The organism is Gilliamella sp. LMG 34360 (assembly GCF_984568995.1).
This window is the reverse complement of sequence record NZ_OZ474900.1, coordinates 2,120,175-2,140,557: the sequence shown is the minus strand read 5'-3', so window position 1 is coordinate 2,140,557 and position 20,383 is coordinate 2,120,175. Positions and strand designations below refer to the sequence as shown.

General features: G+C 34.7%; 12 protein-coding genes, 1 pseudogene and 3 CRISPR repeat arrays. Of the genes and pseudogenes, 10 read left to right on the top strand and 3 right to left on the bottom strand.

Annotated elements, in window-relative coordinates:
• The first annotated feature begins 57 nt into the window (after positions 1–57).
• The 6 genes and pseudogenes from AC5LW9_RS09710 (at position 58) to tkt (ending at position 6,993) form a co-directional block, all read left to right on the top strand.
• The gene (locus tag AC5LW9_RS09710; protein WP_065738977.1) at positions 58–300 is read left to right on the top strand and encodes a FeoA family protein; all 243 of its coding nucleotides are present in this window, start codon (positions 58–60) and stop codon (positions 298–300) included.
• On the top strand, positions 297–2,624 hold the full coding sequence (gene feoB, locus AC5LW9_RS09705) for a Fe(2+) transporter permease subunit FeoB (RefSeq protein WP_493455792.1): 2,328 nt from the start codon (positions 297–299) through the stop codon (positions 2,622–2,624). Before AC5LW9_RS09710 ends, feoB begins: the two co-directional genes overlap by 4 nt.
• A gap of 91 nt (positions 2,625–2,715) precedes the next feature.
• Positions 2,716–2,961 (top strand): FeoC-like transcriptional regulator, encoded by a 246-nt coding sequence (locus tag AC5LW9_RS09700; RefSeq protein ID WP_493455791.1) that lies wholly within the window; start codon positions 2,716–2,718, stop codon positions 2,959–2,961.
• Positions 2,962–3,223: 262 nt separating this feature from the next.
• Positions 3,224–3,684: pseudogene (locus AC5LW9_RS09695) on the top strand (RpiB/LacA/LacB family sugar-phosphate isomerase).
• 199 nt (positions 3,685–3,883) lie between these two features.
• Positions 3,884–4,834 (top strand): transaldolase, encoded by a 951-nt coding sequence (gene tal, locus AC5LW9_RS09690; protein WP_493455790.1) that lies wholly within the window; start codon positions 3,884–3,886, stop codon positions 4,832–4,834.
• Positions 4,835–4,986: 152 nt separating this feature from the next.
• Positions 4,987–6,993, top strand: coding sequence for a transketolase (gene tkt, locus AC5LW9_RS09685; protein WP_493455789.1), 2,007 nt, complete (start codon positions 4,987–4,989; stop codon positions 6,991–6,993).
• A gap of 910 nt (positions 6,994–7,903) precedes the next feature.
• Here the strand turns inward: tkt and AC5LW9_RS09680 are convergent.
• The 3 genes from AC5LW9_RS09680 to AC5LW9_RS09670 form a co-directional block, all read right to left on the bottom strand.
• Positions 7,904–9,292, bottom strand: coding sequence for an MATE family efflux transporter (locus AC5LW9_RS09680; RefSeq protein ID WP_198228196.1), 1,389 nt, complete (start codon positions 9,290–9,292; stop codon positions 7,904–7,906).
• Between the two features lie 6 nt (positions 9,293–9,298).
• Complete coding sequence (gene rimO, locus AC5LW9_RS09675; RefSeq protein WP_198236568.1) at positions 9,299–10,621, bottom strand: 30S ribosomal protein S12 methylthiotransferase RimO; 1,323 nt, start codon at positions 10,619–10,621, stop codon at positions 9,299–9,301.
• Between the two features lie 777 nt (positions 10,622–11,398).
• Positions 11,399–12,319: a siderophore ABC transporter substrate-binding protein gene (locus AC5LW9_RS09670; RefSeq protein WP_493455788.1), complete on the bottom strand. Its 921-nt coding sequence runs from the start codon at positions 12,317–12,319 to the stop codon at positions 11,399–11,401.
• A gap of 168 nt (positions 12,320–12,487) precedes the next feature.
• Between AC5LW9_RS09670 and AC5LW9_RS09665 the strand changes: the two genes are divergently transcribed.
• The 4 genes from AC5LW9_RS09665 (at position 12,488) to AC5LW9_RS09650 (ending at position 18,540) form a co-directional block, all read left to right on the top strand.
• Positions 12,488–14,461 carry a TonB-dependent receptor domain-containing protein gene (locus tag AC5LW9_RS09665; protein WP_198228202.1) on the top strand — a complete coding sequence of 658 codons (1,974 nt, stop codon included), beginning with the start codon at positions 12,488–12,490 and terminating at the stop codon, positions 14,459–14,461.
• Positions 14,462–14,853: 392 nt separating this feature from the next.
• Positions 14,854–15,431: direct repeats of the CRISPR family, unit length 29 nt; unit sequence GTGTTCCCTGTATACACAGGGATAAACCG.
• A 160-nt stretch (positions 15,432–15,591) separates the two neighbouring features.
• A complete protein-coding gene (locus AC5LW9_RS09660; RefSeq protein ID WP_493455787.1) occupies positions 15,592–16,263 on the top strand; it encodes a hypothetical protein in 672 nt (223 codons plus the stop codon).
• A gap of 120 nt (positions 16,264–16,383) precedes the next feature.
• Complete coding sequence (locus AC5LW9_RS09655) at positions 16,384–16,860, top strand: invasion associated locus B family protein (protein ID WP_198236572.1); 477 nt, start codon at positions 16,384–16,386, stop codon at positions 16,858–16,860.
• Between the two features lie 416 nt (positions 16,861–17,276).
• Positions 17,277–18,039: direct repeats of the CRISPR family, unit length 29 nt; unit sequence GTGTTCCCTGTATACACAGGGATAAACCG.
• Between the two features lie 171 nt (positions 18,040–18,210).
• The gene (locus AC5LW9_RS09650; RefSeq protein WP_039128880.1) at positions 18,211–18,540 is read left to right on the top strand and encodes an SHOCT domain-containing protein; all 330 of its coding nucleotides are present in this window, start codon (positions 18,211–18,213) and stop codon (positions 18,538–18,540) included.
• A gap of 802 nt (positions 18,541–19,342) precedes the next feature.
• A CRISPR array of direct repeats spans positions 19,343–20,228; the repeat unit is 29 nt; unit sequence GTGTTCCCTGTATACACAGGGATAAACCG.
• Between the last annotated feature and the right edge of the window lie 155 nt (positions 20,229–20,383).

The following is a 20,383-nucleotide window of genomic DNA, read 5'->3' as shown; positions in this document are numbered from 1 at the left end:
TCGCATTTTAATTTGTGCGATAAAAAATAAATAAGCTAAATAAACGTAGGAAGTATGATGTCATCTTTAACTCTTAACCACTTGCCGATAGGGCGTGAGGCGGTTATTTCTAGATTTTTACCTAAATCGTTACCTTATCGTCGTAAATTACTGGCTATGGGCATTACACCGGGTTGTAAAGTCGAGGTAGTACGGACTGCGCCACTTGGTGACCCCATTGAGATTAATATGCGTGGATTTTTATTATGCTTACGCCGCCAAGAAGCTTCTTTTATCGAAGTGTTAGAGGTCGGAGCATGAAGATCGCACTAATTGGTAATCCAAATTGTGGCAAAACAACATTATTCAATTTGTTGACCGGTGCCAAACAAAGAGTGGGAAATTGGCCTGGCGTTACTGTCGAGCGTAAAACAGGTCTGTTTGCCTATAATCAGAAACAATACGATATTGTCGATTTACCGGGAACCTATTCAATTGAATCCGATCCATTATGCGTGTCGCAAGATGAGTTAATTGCAAGGCAGTTTGTTTTGAGTGAAGATGATTGCATGATAGTCAATATTATTGATGCGACAAATTTGCAACGCAGTTTATATTTGACCTGTCAATTAGTTGATTTGCAATTGCCTATGATCGTTGTGCTTAATATGATGGATGCGGTTAAAGCAATGGGTGAGCAGATTAATGTTGCAAAGTTATCGAAATTGCTGGGTTGTCCAGTGGTGGCGATATCATCAAGTAAAAAAATAGGATTGCAAGCACTGTATCAGCAAATTGAAGCGATGACAGTATCTTCCCAAGTAGCTAATCCTTCAATCAATTTGTTGGGGGATGAACAGCAAGCTATTATTGATAGGTATATTAATGAATTACCTGAAGATAGTGAACTACGTCGATTTAATTCATGGCAGTTGCAAGATGTATTATTAGATGATTCACACTACAATTTGACCCAACTTGAGAGTGAAAAGCTAACAGCTTGTCGTCTGTCACTTTCCGCATGGTGCGATAACGAAATTGACGTAGCGCTAGCATCTGCGCGCTATGATACAATTGATGCGATTTGTAAAACGGTCATTGACAAGCCTCGTGAATTAAATGTTCGCTTTTCAGATATGCTTGACAAAATTACTTTAGGACGCATTACAGGTATTCCATTGTTTTTGTTAACAATGTATATCATGTTCATGTTGTCGATTAATTTTGGATCAGTATTTGTTGATTTTTTTGATGGATTATGTAGCACGTTGTTTGTGGATGGTACAGCACATGTACTGCAAACCATACAGGCTCCTAGCTGGCTTATCGCCATTTTAGCCAATGGTATCGGGCGCGGTATTCAAACTGTTTCAACCTTTATACCTGTAATTGGGGCAATGTTTTTCTGTATGTCATTTTTAGAAGATTCGGGTTATTTGGCAAGGGCTGCGGTGGTTGTCGATCGTGGTATGCGCTGTATCGGTTTGCCGGGTAAGGCATTTGTACCCATGTTAGTCGGTTTTGGTTGTGGCGTACCAGCTATTATGGGAACGCGTACATTAGAAAGTACGCGCGATCGCATTATGTCAATCTGTATGATTCCATTTATGTCGTGCGGAGCAAGATTGCCAGTATATGCGTTGTTTGCGGTTATCTTCGCACCTAGACATGCTTCATTTATCGTTTTCAGTTTGTATATGTTAGGTGTTGCGGTGGCAATTATCACAGGATTTGTGCTTAAATTTACACTATTAAAAGGTTCGATTACGCCGTTTATTATGGAAATGCCTGTATATCGAATTCCTACTTTAAGCAGTATGCTCAGTTTAACTTGGCAACGTTTGAAAAATTTCATTTTCAAAGCAGGAAAAGCCATTATAATCATGGTGACTGTTTTGAGTTTGCTTAACTCATGGGGGCGCGATGGAACGTTTGGACATGAAGATTCACAAGATTCCATGCTATCTGCAGTTAGCCAAAAGATTACACCAGCATTTGCCCCAATGGGTATTAATCAACAGAATTGGCCTGCTACCGTTGGTATTTTTACGGGTATTTTCGCCAAAGAATCGGTTATTGCCACCTTAAATTCGCTTTATTCTATGGATGAAACGGATACCACACAACAGGCTGAATCATTTAATTTGTCGCAAGGGATTTTTGATGCCCTTAAAACGATTCCTAAAAATCTAGTTGATTTGTCTGATGCTGTTTTAGATCCTTTGGGGTTATCTACTGTTAATGATGATATTGACTCATTACAATCCGACTTAGCTGTGGATTCGTCAGCAGTATCTCAAATAAAAAATTCCTTTATGACGCCATCGGTCGCCATAGCTTATTTGATTTTTATATTACTTTATACTCCTTGTGCTGCGACTTTAGGGGCGGTATATCGTGAAGCGGGTATAAGATGGATGATATTTGTTGGCATTTGGACTTTTATCATTGGTTGGTTATCTGCAACAATTTACTATCAAACAACTTTGATTGGACATTCACAATCGGCAGTTTGGTGGCTTTTAGGATGTGGAGCATTTATGCTAATTATGATTATCACTATGCGGATATTAGGGCGATATTCCATTTTTAATCAAACAACCGTCAGTTCATCTAACTCTAAAAATTCATCCTGCTGTTATTAAATAGCAGATCCTTAAAACATCTTATTTAATTAACCATTCAATCATAAATTAAGGAGAAGATGCAGGACATAACCCTGCATCTTTTATTAATATGCTAGTTACTTCAATTCGAGATTATGTGCAATTAAAAGGTCGTGCCGAGTTGCAAGACATTGCCCGACATTTTCGTATACCTAACAGTGCCACAGCACAAATGTTGGATTTTTGGATTAAAAAAGGAAATATTGAGCAAATTACCATAGGGGATAATCGAACCGCATGCACACCTAATCAATGCAAAACGTGTGCAGGTTGTAATGTTAATCAGCAAATAGTATATGTTTGGTTAAATAAATAAATCATATCTTTTTAAAATGATTCTGTTCAAATGTCTTTACAATCAACCTTTGATTAAATAATGTAAAAATTTTTACTATAGATACTGTGTTTAGGTAGTGATTTTTGTAATTAATAGTATAAGTTATTGCTATATTTTCTTAAAAAATATTTTATTTTCGAGACTTTCATCACATAATTGAATTAATTTATATTTAAAAATTATCAAATGATATTAATATGAACCTATGTTCATTTTTTGAATTAAATTGAGGTAAAATAATATGAAACCAATAGCCATTGGTGTTGATGATGCCGCTTTTGAATTTAGAAATAACATAGTTGATTATTTGACTAAATAAAGGATTGAAATTGTTGATTATAGTAGTGACAAATAAATAAAAAACGCTTTTTTGTTCTGATATTGCAAACGACGTAGTCTGTTCTATCAAAGCAAGTATGCAGAACAAGGTATCTTGATTTGTGGGACAGGTATCGGTGTTGCCATTGCTGCCAATAAAATAAGTTACCCAGTATTCGTGCAGCTTAATGTCATGATATATTTTCGGCTGATCGTGCCAGAAAGAGTAATAATGCTCAAATTATGACAATGGGTGCTAGAGTAATTGGCGTTGAGCTAACTAAAAAACTTGTGCAATCATGGTCAAATTCTGAATTTGAAGGTGGTGGATTGACGACTAAAGTTGAGCGTATCAACCATTATGATCAGCTCTATAGTAAATAATCATTATTTGTTAGAATTTTTGGGTTAAGCAGATTAAATTTGCGAACAATGAGAACTTTTCAAACTTTAATTTTACCTCATATTTGTTTGTTTTTTAATCTATTATATATGCGAAATAGCAATAGGGTACTGTCGTTTTATTTTTGAATAAATGCTATTATATTTTTATTAAACTAAAAGCTTTAGAGGATAAAGAAGTATGAGTCAATTAGATGAATTTAAAAAATTAACTGTCGTTGTTGCCGATACTGGAGATATCGATTCAATTAAACAATTTTCTCCTGAAGATGCTACAACTAACCCATCCCTTGTACTAAAAGCTGCTCAACTTCCTCAATATCGATATCTAATTGATTCTGCTGTAGAAACCGCTAAACAATTGGGTGGTAATAAAGAACAACAATTAGTTAATGCATGTGATCAAGTTGCTGTTAATATTGGTGCTGAAATTTTAAAATTTGTTCCTGGTCGTATCTCGACAGAAGTGGATGCCCGTTTATCATTTGATACACAAGGTTGTATAGACAAAGCACGTCGTATCATTGAACTTTACCATGCAAAAGGCATCGATAAATCACGTATCTTAATTAAAATCGCTTCTACGTGGGAAGGGATTAAAGCAGCAGAAATTCTTGAAAAAGAGGGGATTAACTGTAATTTGACATTACTTTTCTCATTTGCACAAGCAAGAGCATGTGCTGAAGTAAATGCTTTTTTAATTTCTCCGTTTGTTGGCCGTATCTACGATTGGTATCAAGCTAAAAAACCAATCGATCCTTATGTTGCAGACGAAGATCCTGGTGTAGTTTCGGTTCGTAATATCTTCAATTATTACAAACAACATGGTTATAAAACGATTGTGATGGGCGCAAGTTTCCGTAAAGTTGACCAAATTTTAGCACTAGCGGGTTGTGACCGTCTAACCATTGCACCGAGTTTGCTTGCTGAAATGAAACAATCAACAGCCCCTGTAACACAAAAACTTAATCCAAATCAACAGGTAGTCGATCGCCCAGCACCGATGACTGAGGCTGAATTTAGATGGCAACACAATAGTGATGCCATGGCAGTTGAAAAACTTGCTGAAGGTATCCGTGCTTTTGCTGTTGACCAAGGCAAATTAGAAGATATGATTAGTGCATTACTTTAAGCATATAGAATACAAAGGGGAGCTAGCTCCCCATTTTTACATTATTTAATTCGATTTGATTAACAAATTTGGCAGGTGACAGCATTTGTTGCTAAGAATAGTAACTTGCTAGATTAGGAATTTTTAATTAAAAATATTTTGGAGATTACAACATGAATGCAACGACTTTATCTCACCGCGAACTAGCGAATGCGATAAGAGCATTAAGTATGGATGGTGTGCAAAAAGCTAAATCTGGTCATCCAGGTGCACCAATGGGTATGGCCGATATGGCGGAAGTACTTTGGCGTGGATTTTTAAAACATAATCCTACTAACCCTAATTGGGCGGATCGCGATCGTTTTGTATTATCAAATGGCCATGCATCTATGTTGATTTATAGCTTGCTGCATTTAACTGGCTATAATGTCACGATTGATGATCTTAAAAATTTTCGTCAATTGCATTCAAAAACTGCAGGTCACCCTGAATATGGTTATGTTCCGGGTGTTGAAACAACAACAGGCCCGTTAGGACAAGGTATTGCTAATGCGGTAGGTATGGCTATTGCTGAAAGAACATTAGCTGCGCAATTTAATAAATCAGGCCATACCATTGTTGACCATCATACTTATGTATTTATGGGTGATGGTTGTATGATGGAAGGTATTTCACACGAAGTATGTTCATTAGCAGGTACGCTTAAATTAGGCAAACTCATTGCATTTTATGATGAAAATGGTATTTCAATTGATGGTGAAATTGATGGTTGGTTTACTGATGATACGGCAAAACGCTTTGAAGCTTATGGTTGGCATGTAATTCGTGGCATTGATGGTCATGATGCTAAAGCTTTAAAAGAAGCCATTGAACAAGCACAAGCAGTAACCGATAAACCGTCATTGTTAATGTGTAAGACAATTATTGGTTTTGGTTCACCAAATAAAGCGGGTAGCCACGAAAGTCATGGTGCACCTTTAGGTGATGCTGAAATCGAAGCAACACGTAAAGAACTTGGTTGGAATTATCCTGCTTTTGAAATTCCAAAAGAATATTATGATGCTTGGGATGCAAAAGCCAAAGGTAAACACGTTGAAGATGAGTGGAATGCACGTTTTGACGCATATGCTAAAGCTTATCCTGATTTAGCTCAGGAATTTAAACGTCGAGTAAGTGGCGATCTACCTGCTAATTGGCAACAAGTAGCAAAAGATTTTGTGAATAAACTACAAGCAAATCCAGCAACAATTGCAACACGTAAAGCATCACAAAATGCGATTGAAGCGTTTGCTCCTACCTTACCTGAATTTTTAGGTGGCTCTGCCGACTTAGCACCAAGTAATTTAACCATGTGGTCAGGTTCAAAAGAGATTTTAGCCAACCCAAATGGTAATTATATCCACTATGGTGTACGTGAATTTGGTATGTCAGCGATCATGAATGGTATCGCATTACATGGTGGCTTTATTCCTTATGGCGCAACTTTCCTAATGTTTATGGAATACGCACGTAATGCTATCCGTATGGCTGCGTTAATGAAGATTCGTTCATTATTCGTTTATACTCATGATTCTATTGGTTTAGGTGAAGATGGACCAACACATCAACCTGTTGAACAAATGGCAAGTTTACGTGTTACACCAAATGTCAGTACTTGGCGTCCTTGTGACCAAGTTGAATCAGCTATCGCTTGGCAATATGCGATAGAACGCAAAAATGGTCCAACAGCGCTAATCTTCTCAAGACAAAATCTTAAACAACAAGAACGTAGTGCTGAGCAATTAGCTAATGTTTATCGTGGTGGTTATATTCTTAATGATTGTACTGGCACACCAGAACTAATTATCATTGCTACTGGATCGGAAGTTGAACTTGCTGTTGAGGCATATCATAAACTTACCGAAGCTGGTAAAAAAGTAAGAGTTGTCTCAATGCCATCGACAGATGCATTTGATAAACAAGATCAAACTTATAAAGAATCAGTATTACCATCTTCAGTAACGGCTCGCTTAGCGATCGAAGCAGGTATCAGTGATTATTGGTATAAATATGTTGGTCTTAACGGTAAAGTTGTTGGTATGACAACATTCGGTGAATCAGGCCCAGCCGATCAACTATTTAAAGAATTCGGTTTTACTATTGATAATGTCTTAAATCAGGCGAAAAGTTTGTTGAAATAAAATATAGTTTGATTAACAGAATAAAACTTCGCTAATAACTTTAGCGAAGTTTTTTTATGCTTATTTTATGTTCTTTAGAAAATTCAATCCTATTCCTGAAAATCCATTTATATATTAACTAGAAGTTGAACCAGATGTTTTTCCAAAATTAAATATTAGAGATAACATTTGTTTTGATTTAGATTGATTGTTTATTTATTGTTTTTTCATGATTTTGTTATTTTCAATTAAATTTAAAAACCATCACTAGTAATTTAGTGATGGTATGATGTTCTTAGTCAAAAAATTAAATCTTTTAATATGGATTAGGATCTTTTTTCAAATCATTAAATGGAACTAACTTATTATTCGAAGCTTTAATTTGAATATCTTTTTGTTCAGATATATCAATTAAATCCATTTTAATGCAATTAATTGATAAAATGCAGAATTATATTAATAATTTTATTTTAATTAACTTATATTTATTTTAAATGAAGATAAATATATTGGATTATTTGTTATGCTATGCATTAGAATTATTGCACTAAGCAGTTAAAAATCATCAATGTGCAAAAAGAGGTTAAGCTGTAAGTAATACCGTTTAAATAACAAACAAACCATATAGCTAGAAACAATGTACCTTAATAATTTATAGTACCAATAAAATGCCTTAAATATTTTTAGGTATGAATTTTGTAACATATATAAAGAATAACTCATATGGACCAACTGTCGTATGGGATTGTGAGCGAGTTAAATAACAGATATTCATGAAGAAAAACAATGAAATTCCAGTTTCGTGTAATTTACTATCATGGGTTAATGTTCCCACTTTTGATGGAATAGTAGGGCGTCGATAACGATTAAAGGATTAACATATTTTGTATAATTGAAACAAAAACTATATTAATCCTTTTCATGTTATATATTATCTTGAAGATTTATTTAAAATTACTTCTTTGGGTTGTTTTTGAATGTAGATCATTCTAGCAATAAGTAAAAATGCAGCAACCGCCAGTCCTAATATAATTCCTATCCAAAAACCTGCAGCACCTATTGGCTGCATAATTAAATCAGTTAATCCTAAAATGTATCCAACTGGTAGACCAACGCCCCAATAAGAGATAAGCGTGATGTAAAAAATACTTTTCGTATCTTTGTAACCACGTAATACGTTACTTGCTACAACTTGAAGATAATCAGAGGCTTGATAGATAGCGAGTAAAATGATCAGTTGCAAGCAAATAGTAATAACATCTACTTCTTCTGTGAATATATGAATAATTGGCGTTCTAAAAATAACCAGAACTAATGCCACTATCACGGCAATCATTAACGATATCGCCAAACTAATATAAGCTGTTTGTTTTGCTAATGATGTTTTTTTATTACCGAGTAAAAAACCTACACGGATACTTGATGCTACACCTAACGATAATGGTATTGCAAACGTTAAACTACTGATAGTAAAGATAATTTGATGTGCAGCAACAGTGACTTGACCAAGTGGAGCAATCAGTAAAGCTATCACAGCAAACAAGCTCATTTCGAAAAAATAGGCTAGTGCCAGAGGCATACCTAGGACAACGATATTTTTGATTACACTAAAATCAACCCATTTGGTCAATTGTGTTTCACGAATATCACGTTGACTTGCAGTAGTTAAGGTATAAAAGCGGATTAATCCAAACATTAGCCAAAAAATGATGGCAGCAGTAATGCCACAACCAACACCACCAAATGCAGGTAATCCTAACTTGCCATAAATTAAAACATAGTTAATTGGAATATTAGCAAGTAACGCTATAAATATGATTACCATAGCTGGTTTAGTATTGGATAACCCCTCACATTGATTGCGATAAACTAAAAACAGCAAGAATGCAGGTACTCCCCACATGATTGCTCGTAAAAATTTTACGGCCACGTCCATCATTTCGGGATCAATAGGGTGATCTACGGAACTTCTTAGACCGATTATTTGGTCTGAATGATATAAAATCAACATTATCAACACAGATAAAAATAGGGCGATCACTACACCTTGACGTGTGTGATTCGCAACTTGGTCTCGTTTAGCTGCACCATTTAAGTTGGCAATGATGGGGGTTAAAACGGTTAATAGTCCTTGACCAAACAAAACTGTTGGTAACCAAATTGATACGGCGATTGCAACACCAGATAATGCCGTTTTACTGTAATGTCCTGCCATAATGGTGTCAACAAAAGTGATGGCTGTTTGTGATACTTGTGCAATAAGTACTGGTACAGCCAATTTACCAAGATTTTTTATTTCATGTTTATAATGTTGTTTCATGATTTATTACCGTTTAACCGTTCCCCATAAGTCATATTCATCAGAATGCTCAATAATGACTTGAACAATGTCCCCGACGTTGACATCTTTTTCTTCATTTAAATATACAACACCATCAATTTCAGGCGCATCAGCCATACTACGACCTATTGCACCTTCTTCATCAACTTCATCAATAATAACCGCTAAGGTTTTACCTATTTTAGCTTGTAATTTTTGCATTGATATCTTTTGCTGCAACTGCATAAACCTATCAAATCGTTGTTGTTTGATTTCGTCTGGAACTTGGTTAGCTAATTCATTCGCTGCTGCACCTTCAACAGGGCTATAAGGAAAGCAACCAACGCGATCTAATTGCGCTTTTTCTAAAAAGTCGAGTAATAATTCAAAATCTTGTTCAGTTTCGCCGGGATAACCAACGATAAACGTTGAACGCAGAGTGATTTCCGGGCAAATTTCACGCCAATGATGAATTCGTTCAAGTGTTTTTTCAATTGTCCCAGGACGTTTCATTGATTTTAAAACCGTTGGGCTGGCATGCTGTAATGGGACATCTAAATAAGGTAAGATTTTTCCTTCCGCCATCAATGGAATTAAATCATCAACACTCGGATATGGGTACATATAATGTAATCTCACCCAAATACCAAGACTAGATAATTGTTCACAGAGTGTTTGGATATTGGTTTTTAAAGGCATACCATTCCAAAAGTTGGTGCGGTTTTTGATGTCAATACCATAAGCTGAAGTATCTTGAGCAATGACTAAAAGTTCTTTGACTCCGCTGTCAACTAATCGTTTTGCTTCATCAAGTACATTACCAATAGGACGACTGACCATCTCACCACGTAAAGAAGGGATGATGCAAAATGTGCAGCTATGATTACAACCTTCTGAAATCTTTAAGTATGCATAATGCTTAGGCGTTAACTTTACCCCTTGCTCGGGTACTAAGCTGGTAAATGGGTTATATGCAGGTTTTGGAGCATATTTATTTACATGACTTAGCACCGCTTCGTAACTATGGGGGCCAGAAATTTCAAGCACTTTTGGGTGTACACTTCGGATTTGATCTTCTTTAGCACCAAGACAACCGGTAACAATCACTTTACCATTTTCATCAAGTGCTTCACCAATGGCTTCAAGCGATTCTTGTACCGCACTGTCAATAAATCCACAAGTGTTAACAATTACCAAATCAGCATTTTCATAAGTAGGTACCACTTGATAACCTTGGGTACGTAGTTCAGTTAATATTCGCTCTGAGTCAACCAAATTTTTAGGACAACCGAGGCTCACAAATCCAATTGTTGGGGATGATATATTCATAGTATTTGTAATAATTTTAAAATTTATAGAGGTATTTATCGAGAATTTAAAAGTTTGTCAATTTAGATTTAGACAATAGTCGAGCATTCTAACATATTTAAATTGATGCTAATAAAAATTTTTAGATTGTTATGATTTATATAAAATAAAATTATAAAAGCCCTATATCTAACATGACTGTTGATTATAGAAGGTAAATTATAATTTATCTTTAATAGGAACTGATGGATCAGTCTCGTTAATTGTTGTTTAGGTATATAATCTACGTCAAATAAATTCGATACACTATTTTATAACGGTTTATAATATTGTAATTAGAGAGCACTATAAACTTGTTCTTTTTGAACCACATTTATTAAATGTGTCATCTTAAGAATTTAAAAGTAGCATATTGGAATCGTATTTTTAAGATTTTAAAAAAGGACTACTTAAAAGTTGAAGTATTGATAAGAGCAAAAGGATTATTCCTAAATAATAAATTTATTCATGTTAAATAGATAGATTATTTTCATACATTAATTATTGGTTCAATAATAAAATCTAAACTTTTGGCATGCTATCATTTAAAAGTATCAAATAATCCATCATTATACAGCAATTTTTGGTACTGTTTTCAGTAAACCCAAAGTTGAGCAGCATTGATAGCTTTACAATGTATTTTAAAACTCTAGAATACTAAGAACAGTGATAAAAACAATTAAGATACCTATATAATAAAAAAACCCTTACTAACAGCATAAGGGCAAATAGGAAGTTAAACAATTAACAATAACAATATTATTTTAGACCATTAATTACTTCATCAATTTGACGATCTAAACTTTCTGCACCACCACCAGATAAGTACCAAAGATCTGGGGTTAGATAAACCACTTGAGTATTGCTTGCAGCTAATATTTTTGCATCAAAAAAGTCTTCTTTCATAGCCGTTTGACCAATTGCTTTACTACGATCAACGACATAAATAATGTCGGGTTTAACATCACTGACGTAATTATTGTCAATAAAAGTTGGTTTTGGTCTTTCACCATTATTTATAGGTTGAATAAAAAATGGAACGGCACGTTTTACTTTTAAAACATCATGGATTAACGCTGCACTTGAACTTGCATTAATTAAAATCATTTTACCATCATTATGGATTGCAACAATTGCTTTTTTAGGACTCGATTGAGCAACAGATTGGGCATTATTTATTTTTACATCAAGGGCTTGAATTAATGTACTTGCGGTTTTTTCAGTGCCAGTGATATCTGCTAATAGATTGATATGCTTCTTAGTTGATTCAAGGTAGTTTTTTGCATCAACGCTTAAATTAATTACAGGTGCAATTTTAGATAGCTCTTGAGTTCTACTGGCTTGACGACCATCAATAATAATCAGTTGTGGTTTAGCTTGTTTGATTGCATCTATACTCGGTTCTTTCATATTACCGGTGTCAGCAATGTTTGCATTTTTATACTGCTCAAGATAAGAAGGTAGAACAGAAAGAGGCGCCCCTATAACAATTGAACCTTTACCTAAAGCATCTAAAGTATCTAGTGCACCATAGTTCATCACGACAACTTTACTTGGTGATTTAGGTACTACAACTGATTGATTATTGTCTGTAGTTACCGTCATTGAAGATTGACAACCTGCTAATCCTAAGACAAGTGCAGCTAATGTGCTTAATAGTAATTTTTTTTTGATTTTCATATAGGTTCCTTTGTTTACAACGCAAATGATAACTATTATTGTTTAAAGTGTATAAATTGTCTAGTAATAAATAATTTTTAGAAAAGATATTGATAACTATTCTCATATAGTATATTGTACGTCCGGATTGAGGTTGAAAATATCAATATAAATAATAGGGTTATACAAATGAATACTAAGTTTAAATTGGCAACACATGTCATTAACACTAGTCTTTTATTATCATTGTCTAGCATAGCTATGGCTGCAAGCGATAAAGACACTGATACCATGGTGGTGACAGCATCAGGATTTTCACAACAAATTAAAGAAGCTCCAGCAACAATTTCAGTGATCACACCAGAAGAAATTAGCAAAAAATCTTATCGTGATGTAACTGACGCACTCAAAGATATACCAGGTGTTACTATAACTGGTGGTGGTGATTCGACCGATATTAGTATTCGTGGTATGGATGCCAAATACACTTTATTATTAATTGATGGTAAAAAAGTCAGCACCCGTGAAACCAGACCTAATAGTGATAATTCAGGTTTTGAGCAAGGGTGGTTACCACCGTTAACGGTTATCGAACGAATTGAGGTTGTCCGTGGACCTATGTCTTCTTTATATGGTTCAGATGCTATGGGTGGGGTCGTTAATATTATCACTAAAAAAGTGTCTAACGAATGGCACGGAGGTTTACGTATTGAGTCAGTTATTCCTTACCGTTCAGATGAAAAAAATACCTATATTGGTAGTTTTTCCACAATGGGACCCATTATTGATGATATTTTAGGAATTCAATTATATGGTCAATATACCAAACGCCATGAAGATGAATTCTTAAATGGTCATTCCGCACAAAAATTACGTAGCCTAAATGGTAAAATATCGCTTAATGCAACTGAAACCCAAACATTTGATCTCGACTTTGGGCGATCTTTACAAAATAGTAATGCTACAGGAGGAAAAACAAGACCAGTTAATCGTGGCGATTTCAACCGAGATAACCGTCGCAACTCTTTTGCTTTGACTCATAATGGTTTGTTTGGTGATGTATCGACGACATCTTTTATTGCTCATGAAAGCAATAATAATCCAGAAAGAAAAATGAAAATTCGCAATACTAATGTTGACTCTCGTGTGACCATTCCTTTCTCAATTAATATGTTAACCGCTGGTGGAGAATATACTTATCAAGAACTTCATGATGGTGGTAATCAGTTAAATACAAACTTAACAAAAATTGATCGTTGGAGTTATGCATTGTTTGCAGATAACGAGATGAGAATCGTTGATAATTGGAGTATTACTGCTGGCGTACGTTATAATAGAGATGAAAATTATGGACATAACTGGAATCCAAAAATTTATAGTGTTTGGAATATTGATGATAACTTTACTTTAAAAGGTGGCTATTCAACTGGATTTGCAACACCACAATTACGCCAAGTTGTCTCTGACTGGGGACAAGTTACAGGTGGATCAGGAACAGGTAATAGAGGGATGATAATGGGAAATCCAAATTTAAAACCTGAAAAAACGAATTCATTTGAAATTGGTGTTGGTTATACCAATGAATATGGTGTTGATGCATCTGTAACAGCTTTTTATACCAAATATAAAGATAAAATCCAATCTTATTATATTTGCCGAGGTGAAGCTGGATCTAGAAATTGCCAGATCAATGGATATCGTGAAAAATTTGATTTTGTTCAGGGGCGTGAGAATGTGGATAAAGCAGATCTTAAAGGCTTAGAGCTATCATTCAAAACGCCATTATTTACTGATTTCTTGTTAAGTTCTAACTACTCTTGGAATAAATCAGAACAAAAAACAGGAAATAATAAGGGGAGACCTTTAAACCGTACACCAAAGCAAAAATTCAATACTCAACTTGATTGGTATGTTGCTCAAGACTGGGATTTATGGACTAAAGTTGCTTATTATGGTGTTGAAAGTACAACAGATCGTAGTGGTAAGAAAATTGAATATCCAGGCTATACTTTCTGGGATGTGGGGGCATCTTTCCAAATAAATAAAAATGCTAAGATTTATGGTGGGGTTTATAACTTATTTGACAAAGATGTTTCAAACGCTGACTTTGGTAAAACTTTAGAAGGTCGACGTTACTTTGTGGGTACCGAGATTAACTTCTAAATAAATTGAACTAATAAATATTTTTCTGTGAAAAAAGATGGCTGTTTTAACAGCCATCTTTTATTTATAGTAATCTAACTATTTACACCCTAAATATAAAAGTCACTTGTTGAACCTGCCATAACGTAACCTAGTGCAATATCACACAGCATTTTTTGCTATTCAAAAAAATCACAATTCTACATTTTATTATTTTCTATTTTTTTAATTGTATGAAAAATATAAACTTATCGGTAGAATCCCGTAGAATCTAATTTTAACTTACATTAATTTTAATTAATCAAATAAAAACATAGTGTTATAGATTGTGATTTTAATAAAAAATAACCTAAAAAATCGGTAGAAATTTGCCAGTCAATATTTTAATTATAAAACAGTATGTTATAATTGGGGAGTTCCCTGTACACACAGGGATAAACCGAGCTTTGTGCAGAAGGTCTTTTGTGTGTAACCGAGTTCCCTGTACACACAGGGATAAACCGTATGCCATAGAGTCCTATCATTTATCGATAAAGAGTTCCCTGTACACACAGGGATAAACCGCCGTTGCCTGTGGGTCCAGGTCGATTATGAGAGAGTTCCCTGTACACACAGGGATAAACCGAACGGACATAAATTCAGGCTCAGTACCTTAATGAGTTCCCTGTACACACAGGGATAAACCGGAATATCTAAAATCCATAGGCACAAAACACCGGAGTTCCCTGTACACACAGGGATAAACCGCTCGTCTACAACTCGACAGGAAATACATGGAGGAGTTCCCTGTACACACAGGGATAAACCGCTGTTAATTTAATGCCTGTCGTTGCAGAAAATGAGTTCCCTGTATGCACAGGGATAAACCGCGCGATTTTTATAACAGTGTCGGGCAATATTTGTGTTCCCTGTATACACAGGGATAAACCGATTATTGGAGGACGCCAAATAATTTAATAAACGTGTTCCCTGTATACACAGGGATAAACCGGCGGAACAGTCTCAGCGCTCAAAATTGGCGGCGTGTTCCCTGTATACACACGGGGATAAAATACAAAACTACTACAAACCGCTCGCGTGGCGGTTTTTCATTGCCAAACTTTATCAAATAACATACCATTGCAAAAAAACATAAAGAATAAGGAAATGGTATGGAAAAGATTATTTATTGTTTGTTGTTATTCCCATTTTTTGTATTTGCTGATGATTTCTATAATTGTAAATATGCAATGGGTATTGAAACAGAAGAAAATCTAAACTATTTGGCGAATGGAACTGTTCGGGTAACCAATGATAGATTTGTTGCTCAAGATTTAACACACAAGGAGCATAAATCGCCTAAATTTACAGAGTTTACAGAATTTGTAGATAATTTATCTATTGCAGAGGACTCAGAGAAAGTATATGTTCTTGCAAATGATAGAACAAAGTATGTGATTACGACTAAAAAAAGTAATCTTGTTTTTAAATGGGGTAATTGTACTCTTGATTTATCTATTGACTTCGAGAATGAAAAATTTGGTAACAAACCAGTAAATTTTTTTCCTAAGATAAAATCGTATTTTCGGGACGTATTGAAAGATCCTGATTCTGCAAAATATTCTAACATTTCTAAACCTCAGAAAGATTTCATAATTGAATATGGGGAGGTTGTCACCGGATATTCGGTCTGCCTATATGTCAATGCTAAAAATTCATTTGGCAGTTACACAGGAAAAAAATTATATTGGGCTTTCTTAAAAGACAATAAATTATTAAGAGTAAATGATGCGCAAGATTCAATAGTAATAACCCGATGGCATAATATTAGTTGTAGCTATTAGAAATATTGTTTTTTAGCATAAAGTATCAAATCAATTCAACCCTCTAATGAGGGTTTTTTATTGCCAAAATCTATTAAATAAAATAATATTGTAAATAAATGTAAAGATTAAGAAAATGGTATGAAGAAAATTTTGTTTTGCTTGTTGTTTGTCCCCTTTTTTGTTTTTTGCGGCTCAGTAAAAACCGGTAACTGGATAGTTGATATCAATGAAGACCCTATTACTGATGAAAAAACAGTCAGAATCTTCACGATTGATAAAACAAAATTGAATAATGAAACTGCTACGTTTTTATTTACTTGTAATTCAGTTAGCCTCTTATCATTTGATATAAATGATTTACCAAAAATAAACGAGAGAGGAAATTCAACAAAAGTCGTATTAAGAGTGGACAAAAAAACTCCATTTGAAATGGATTGGACTAAAAAAGAGATAGGATATGAATTTTCTGATATTAATGAAATTAATAATTTGATAAAAAAAGGGAAAAAGTTAGTGGTTAGAGCTGAATATTCAAAAACTAAAGATTTTGAGTTCTCTCTAGCTGGCTTTGCAAAAGCATTTAAAAAATTGCAAAAAAATTGTTCTACTAACTAATCAATGTTCCCTGTTCGCGCAGGGATAAACTGAATTTGACGTAATACGTAGTGGTTTATCTCCTATGTTTCCTATACACAGGGATAAACCGCGCAAGTTTCAATGGGCATTCCGCCCACTACGATGTTCCCTGTGCACACAGGGATAAATCAGCAGGGCGTCAATATTACATAGCATTTTTTTGCTATTTCAAAAATCACAATCCTACATTTTATTTTTTCTATTTTTTAATTACATGAAAAATATAAAACTTATCGGTAGAATCCCGTAGAATCTAATTTTAACTTACATTAATTTTAATTAATAACATAAAAACATAGTGTTATAGAATGTGATTTTAATGAAAAATAACCTAAAAAATCGGTAGAAATTTAGTGGTCAATATTTTAATTATAAAACAGTATGTTATAATTGGGGTGTTCCCTGTACACACAGGGATAAACCGCAATAGAGCTATTAAAAAACAGTGAATATATAGTGTTCCCTGTACACACAGGGATAAACCGTACACTTGAATATTCGGATAGCCCATTTCTAAGTGTTCCCTGTACACACAGGGATAAACCGGGGAGGGTGAGATCTATGGGTGAAATTCTAGGCGTGTTCCCTGTACACACAGGGATAAACCGAAATTTTTGTCAATGGCATAAAACAAATAAATGTGTTCCCTGTACACACAGGGATAAACCTGATAACGGATTGACAATTTCGGCTGGGTGGGAGTGTTCCCTGTATACACAGGGATAAACCGCGATCATCAAAAACCTCGGATTGAGCGGTCAAGCGTTCCCTGTATACACAGGGATAAACCGGGCGATAGCATGACGCCAACAATAAAATCTGGCGTGTTCCCTGTACACACAGGGATAAACCGCCGATAAAAAACGTTTAGAGTTATTGGAAAATGTGTTCCCTGTACACACAGGGATAAACCGATTTACCAGCATCTAAATTTGATGAAGCCATTGTGTTCCCTGTACACACAGGGATAAACCTGATAACGGATTGACAATTTCGGCTGGGTGGGAGTGTTCCCTGTATACACAGGGATAAACCGATATTGTCGAAATAGCAGATTTAAATGATGACGCGTTCCCTGTATACACAGGGATAAACCGTGCTCATAAACACCGTAACAGATACCCGTTATATGTTCCCTGTACACACAGGGATAAATCGCTAGTTCGCATTGAATCGAAACTCACCGAATATAATGGTGGCTAAATAATATCAATAGAGCATAACGGGGATTTATATGGTTTTAATTGGCATAGTAAATTAGTTTGTATTGGTGGAAAATTTGAAATGGTTTGATATAATGAGCATTTTCAAAACATTAAGGAATTTGAGATGGCCGTAAAGTATTGCACCCTTTGTCAACGAAATGTTACTCCAAAACGAAAAATCGGAGTGGGCACACTAATTGGCGTTTTTTTTACAGGATTTATTTGGGTTTTATTTATTCCTTTTTATAAAAAACGATGTCCTTTATGCTTGGGCGACAAATTAACAATAATCCCAGCAGTGTCACCAAATAAAAAAGATAATAATATTAAATTAAATCATAATTCTAATTTATCTGTTTCTGATGAACTAAAAAAATTACATGATCTAAAAGAAAGTGGTGTTTTAACACAAGAAGAATTTGATTTTCAAAAAAGTAAACTATTAAATCACTAATTTTAAAATAAATGTGTTCCCTGTATATCTTGCCATTACAGAATCACAGGGTGCACAAATGTGGTTAGTCAAATCTCTAACTTTTTCAGATAACCTCTCATAGCCAAATATCTATTTACACTTATTAACACGAAATACCAGATTAATATAACCATATTGTATAAACTACATGCATATTCACAGTGGATATAAAGACAATGTGAGGATGTGTCATGAGTAAGCAAATAGCCGTTTTGGGCGATGAAGTGACCCCATAAAGTTGGACACTTTTATTAAGCGGTTTTTTATGTCTGAAAACCATAAACATTTAAATTAAACTTAAGGTGAAGTTAATTTCACCATAAGAGTAAATTATGATAACCATGGCGATACAATTACCAAAAAAGTTGATATTTGTATTGGTTACCGAGAAAGTCAGGTATTTCCTCTATATAGGGGTAAAATATGTCAAAAAGTTTCAGGTTAACCATACGTTTCAGTATAAATATCAATAAACAATTTAGCTTAACTTTATGTTCCCTGTACACACAAGGATAAATCGGCAGGCATCAATATTACATAGTATTTTTTACTATTCAAAAAATCACAATTATATATTTCATTGTTTACTTTTTTTTAATTATATGAAAAATATAAATTTATCGGTAGAATCTCGTAGAATGTAATTTTAATTTCTATTAATTTTAATTAATTAAATAAAAACATAGTGTTATAGAATGTGATTTTAATGAAAAATATCCCAAAAAATCGGTAGAAATTTGACAGTCAATATTTTAATTATAAAACAGTATGTTATAATTAGAGTGTTCCCTGTATACACAGGGATAAACCGCTCTTCAAGCATTGACGAGAAATAACTATTTTGTGTTCCCTGTATACACAGGGATAAACCGGCCTCGATGCTGGATTTAAAAGCAGGGACAACGTGTTCCCTGTATACACAGGGATAAACCGTTAAGTCGCAGTATGGCGCTGAGGCTGCGTATGTGTTCCCTGTATACACAGGGATAAACCGACCACATAGAAATGCTGACGATTGATCGCTATCGTGTTCCCTGTATACACAGGGATAAACCGCGAATTTACGATATTGATAGAAGAGATTTTAAGTGTTCCCTGTATACACAGGGATAAACCGAGTTGCAAGAGTGTATGCGGATTGAATGTCCTGTGTTCCCTGTATACACAGGGATAAACCGATCAGCTTGGACTTGTTTATACTCTTGTTCCAGTGTTCCCTGTATACACAGGGATAAACCGGACGAACTGGGACAGCTAGTTAATGAATGGGTGTGTTCCCTGTATACACAGGGATAAACCGGCTTATATAGCGATACATTTTTGGGTAACCGTGTGTTCCCTGTATACACAGGGATAAACCTGACGGGCAAAACACGGCGAGGGGTTAGGGTCAGTGTTCCCTGTATACACAGGGATAAACCGTTAACCATAGTAAAATGTTGATTTAGTGATGAGTGTTCCCTGTATACACAGGGATAAACCGTAATAGCGACTTTTTTTGGGGTTGGATTATGGGTGTTCCCTGTATACACAGGGATAAACCGTCCTTACTTATTATTCGTTGATGCGGGTGAGGCGTGTTCCCTGTATACACAGGGATAAACCGGGTCAAGAGGTGCTAAGGTTGAGTTCCACAGTGTGTTCCCTGTATACACAGGGATAAACCAATATATTCTATAGATAAAACTCGTTATTATTAATAAGAACTATATTGCTAATTTAAGGATAATTTTTCAGGTAAACTTTTGAGAATGATAAATTAAAAAAAATTATAAAAAATCTTCGAAAAAAAGGGATTTAATTATCATAAACCAAATGATAT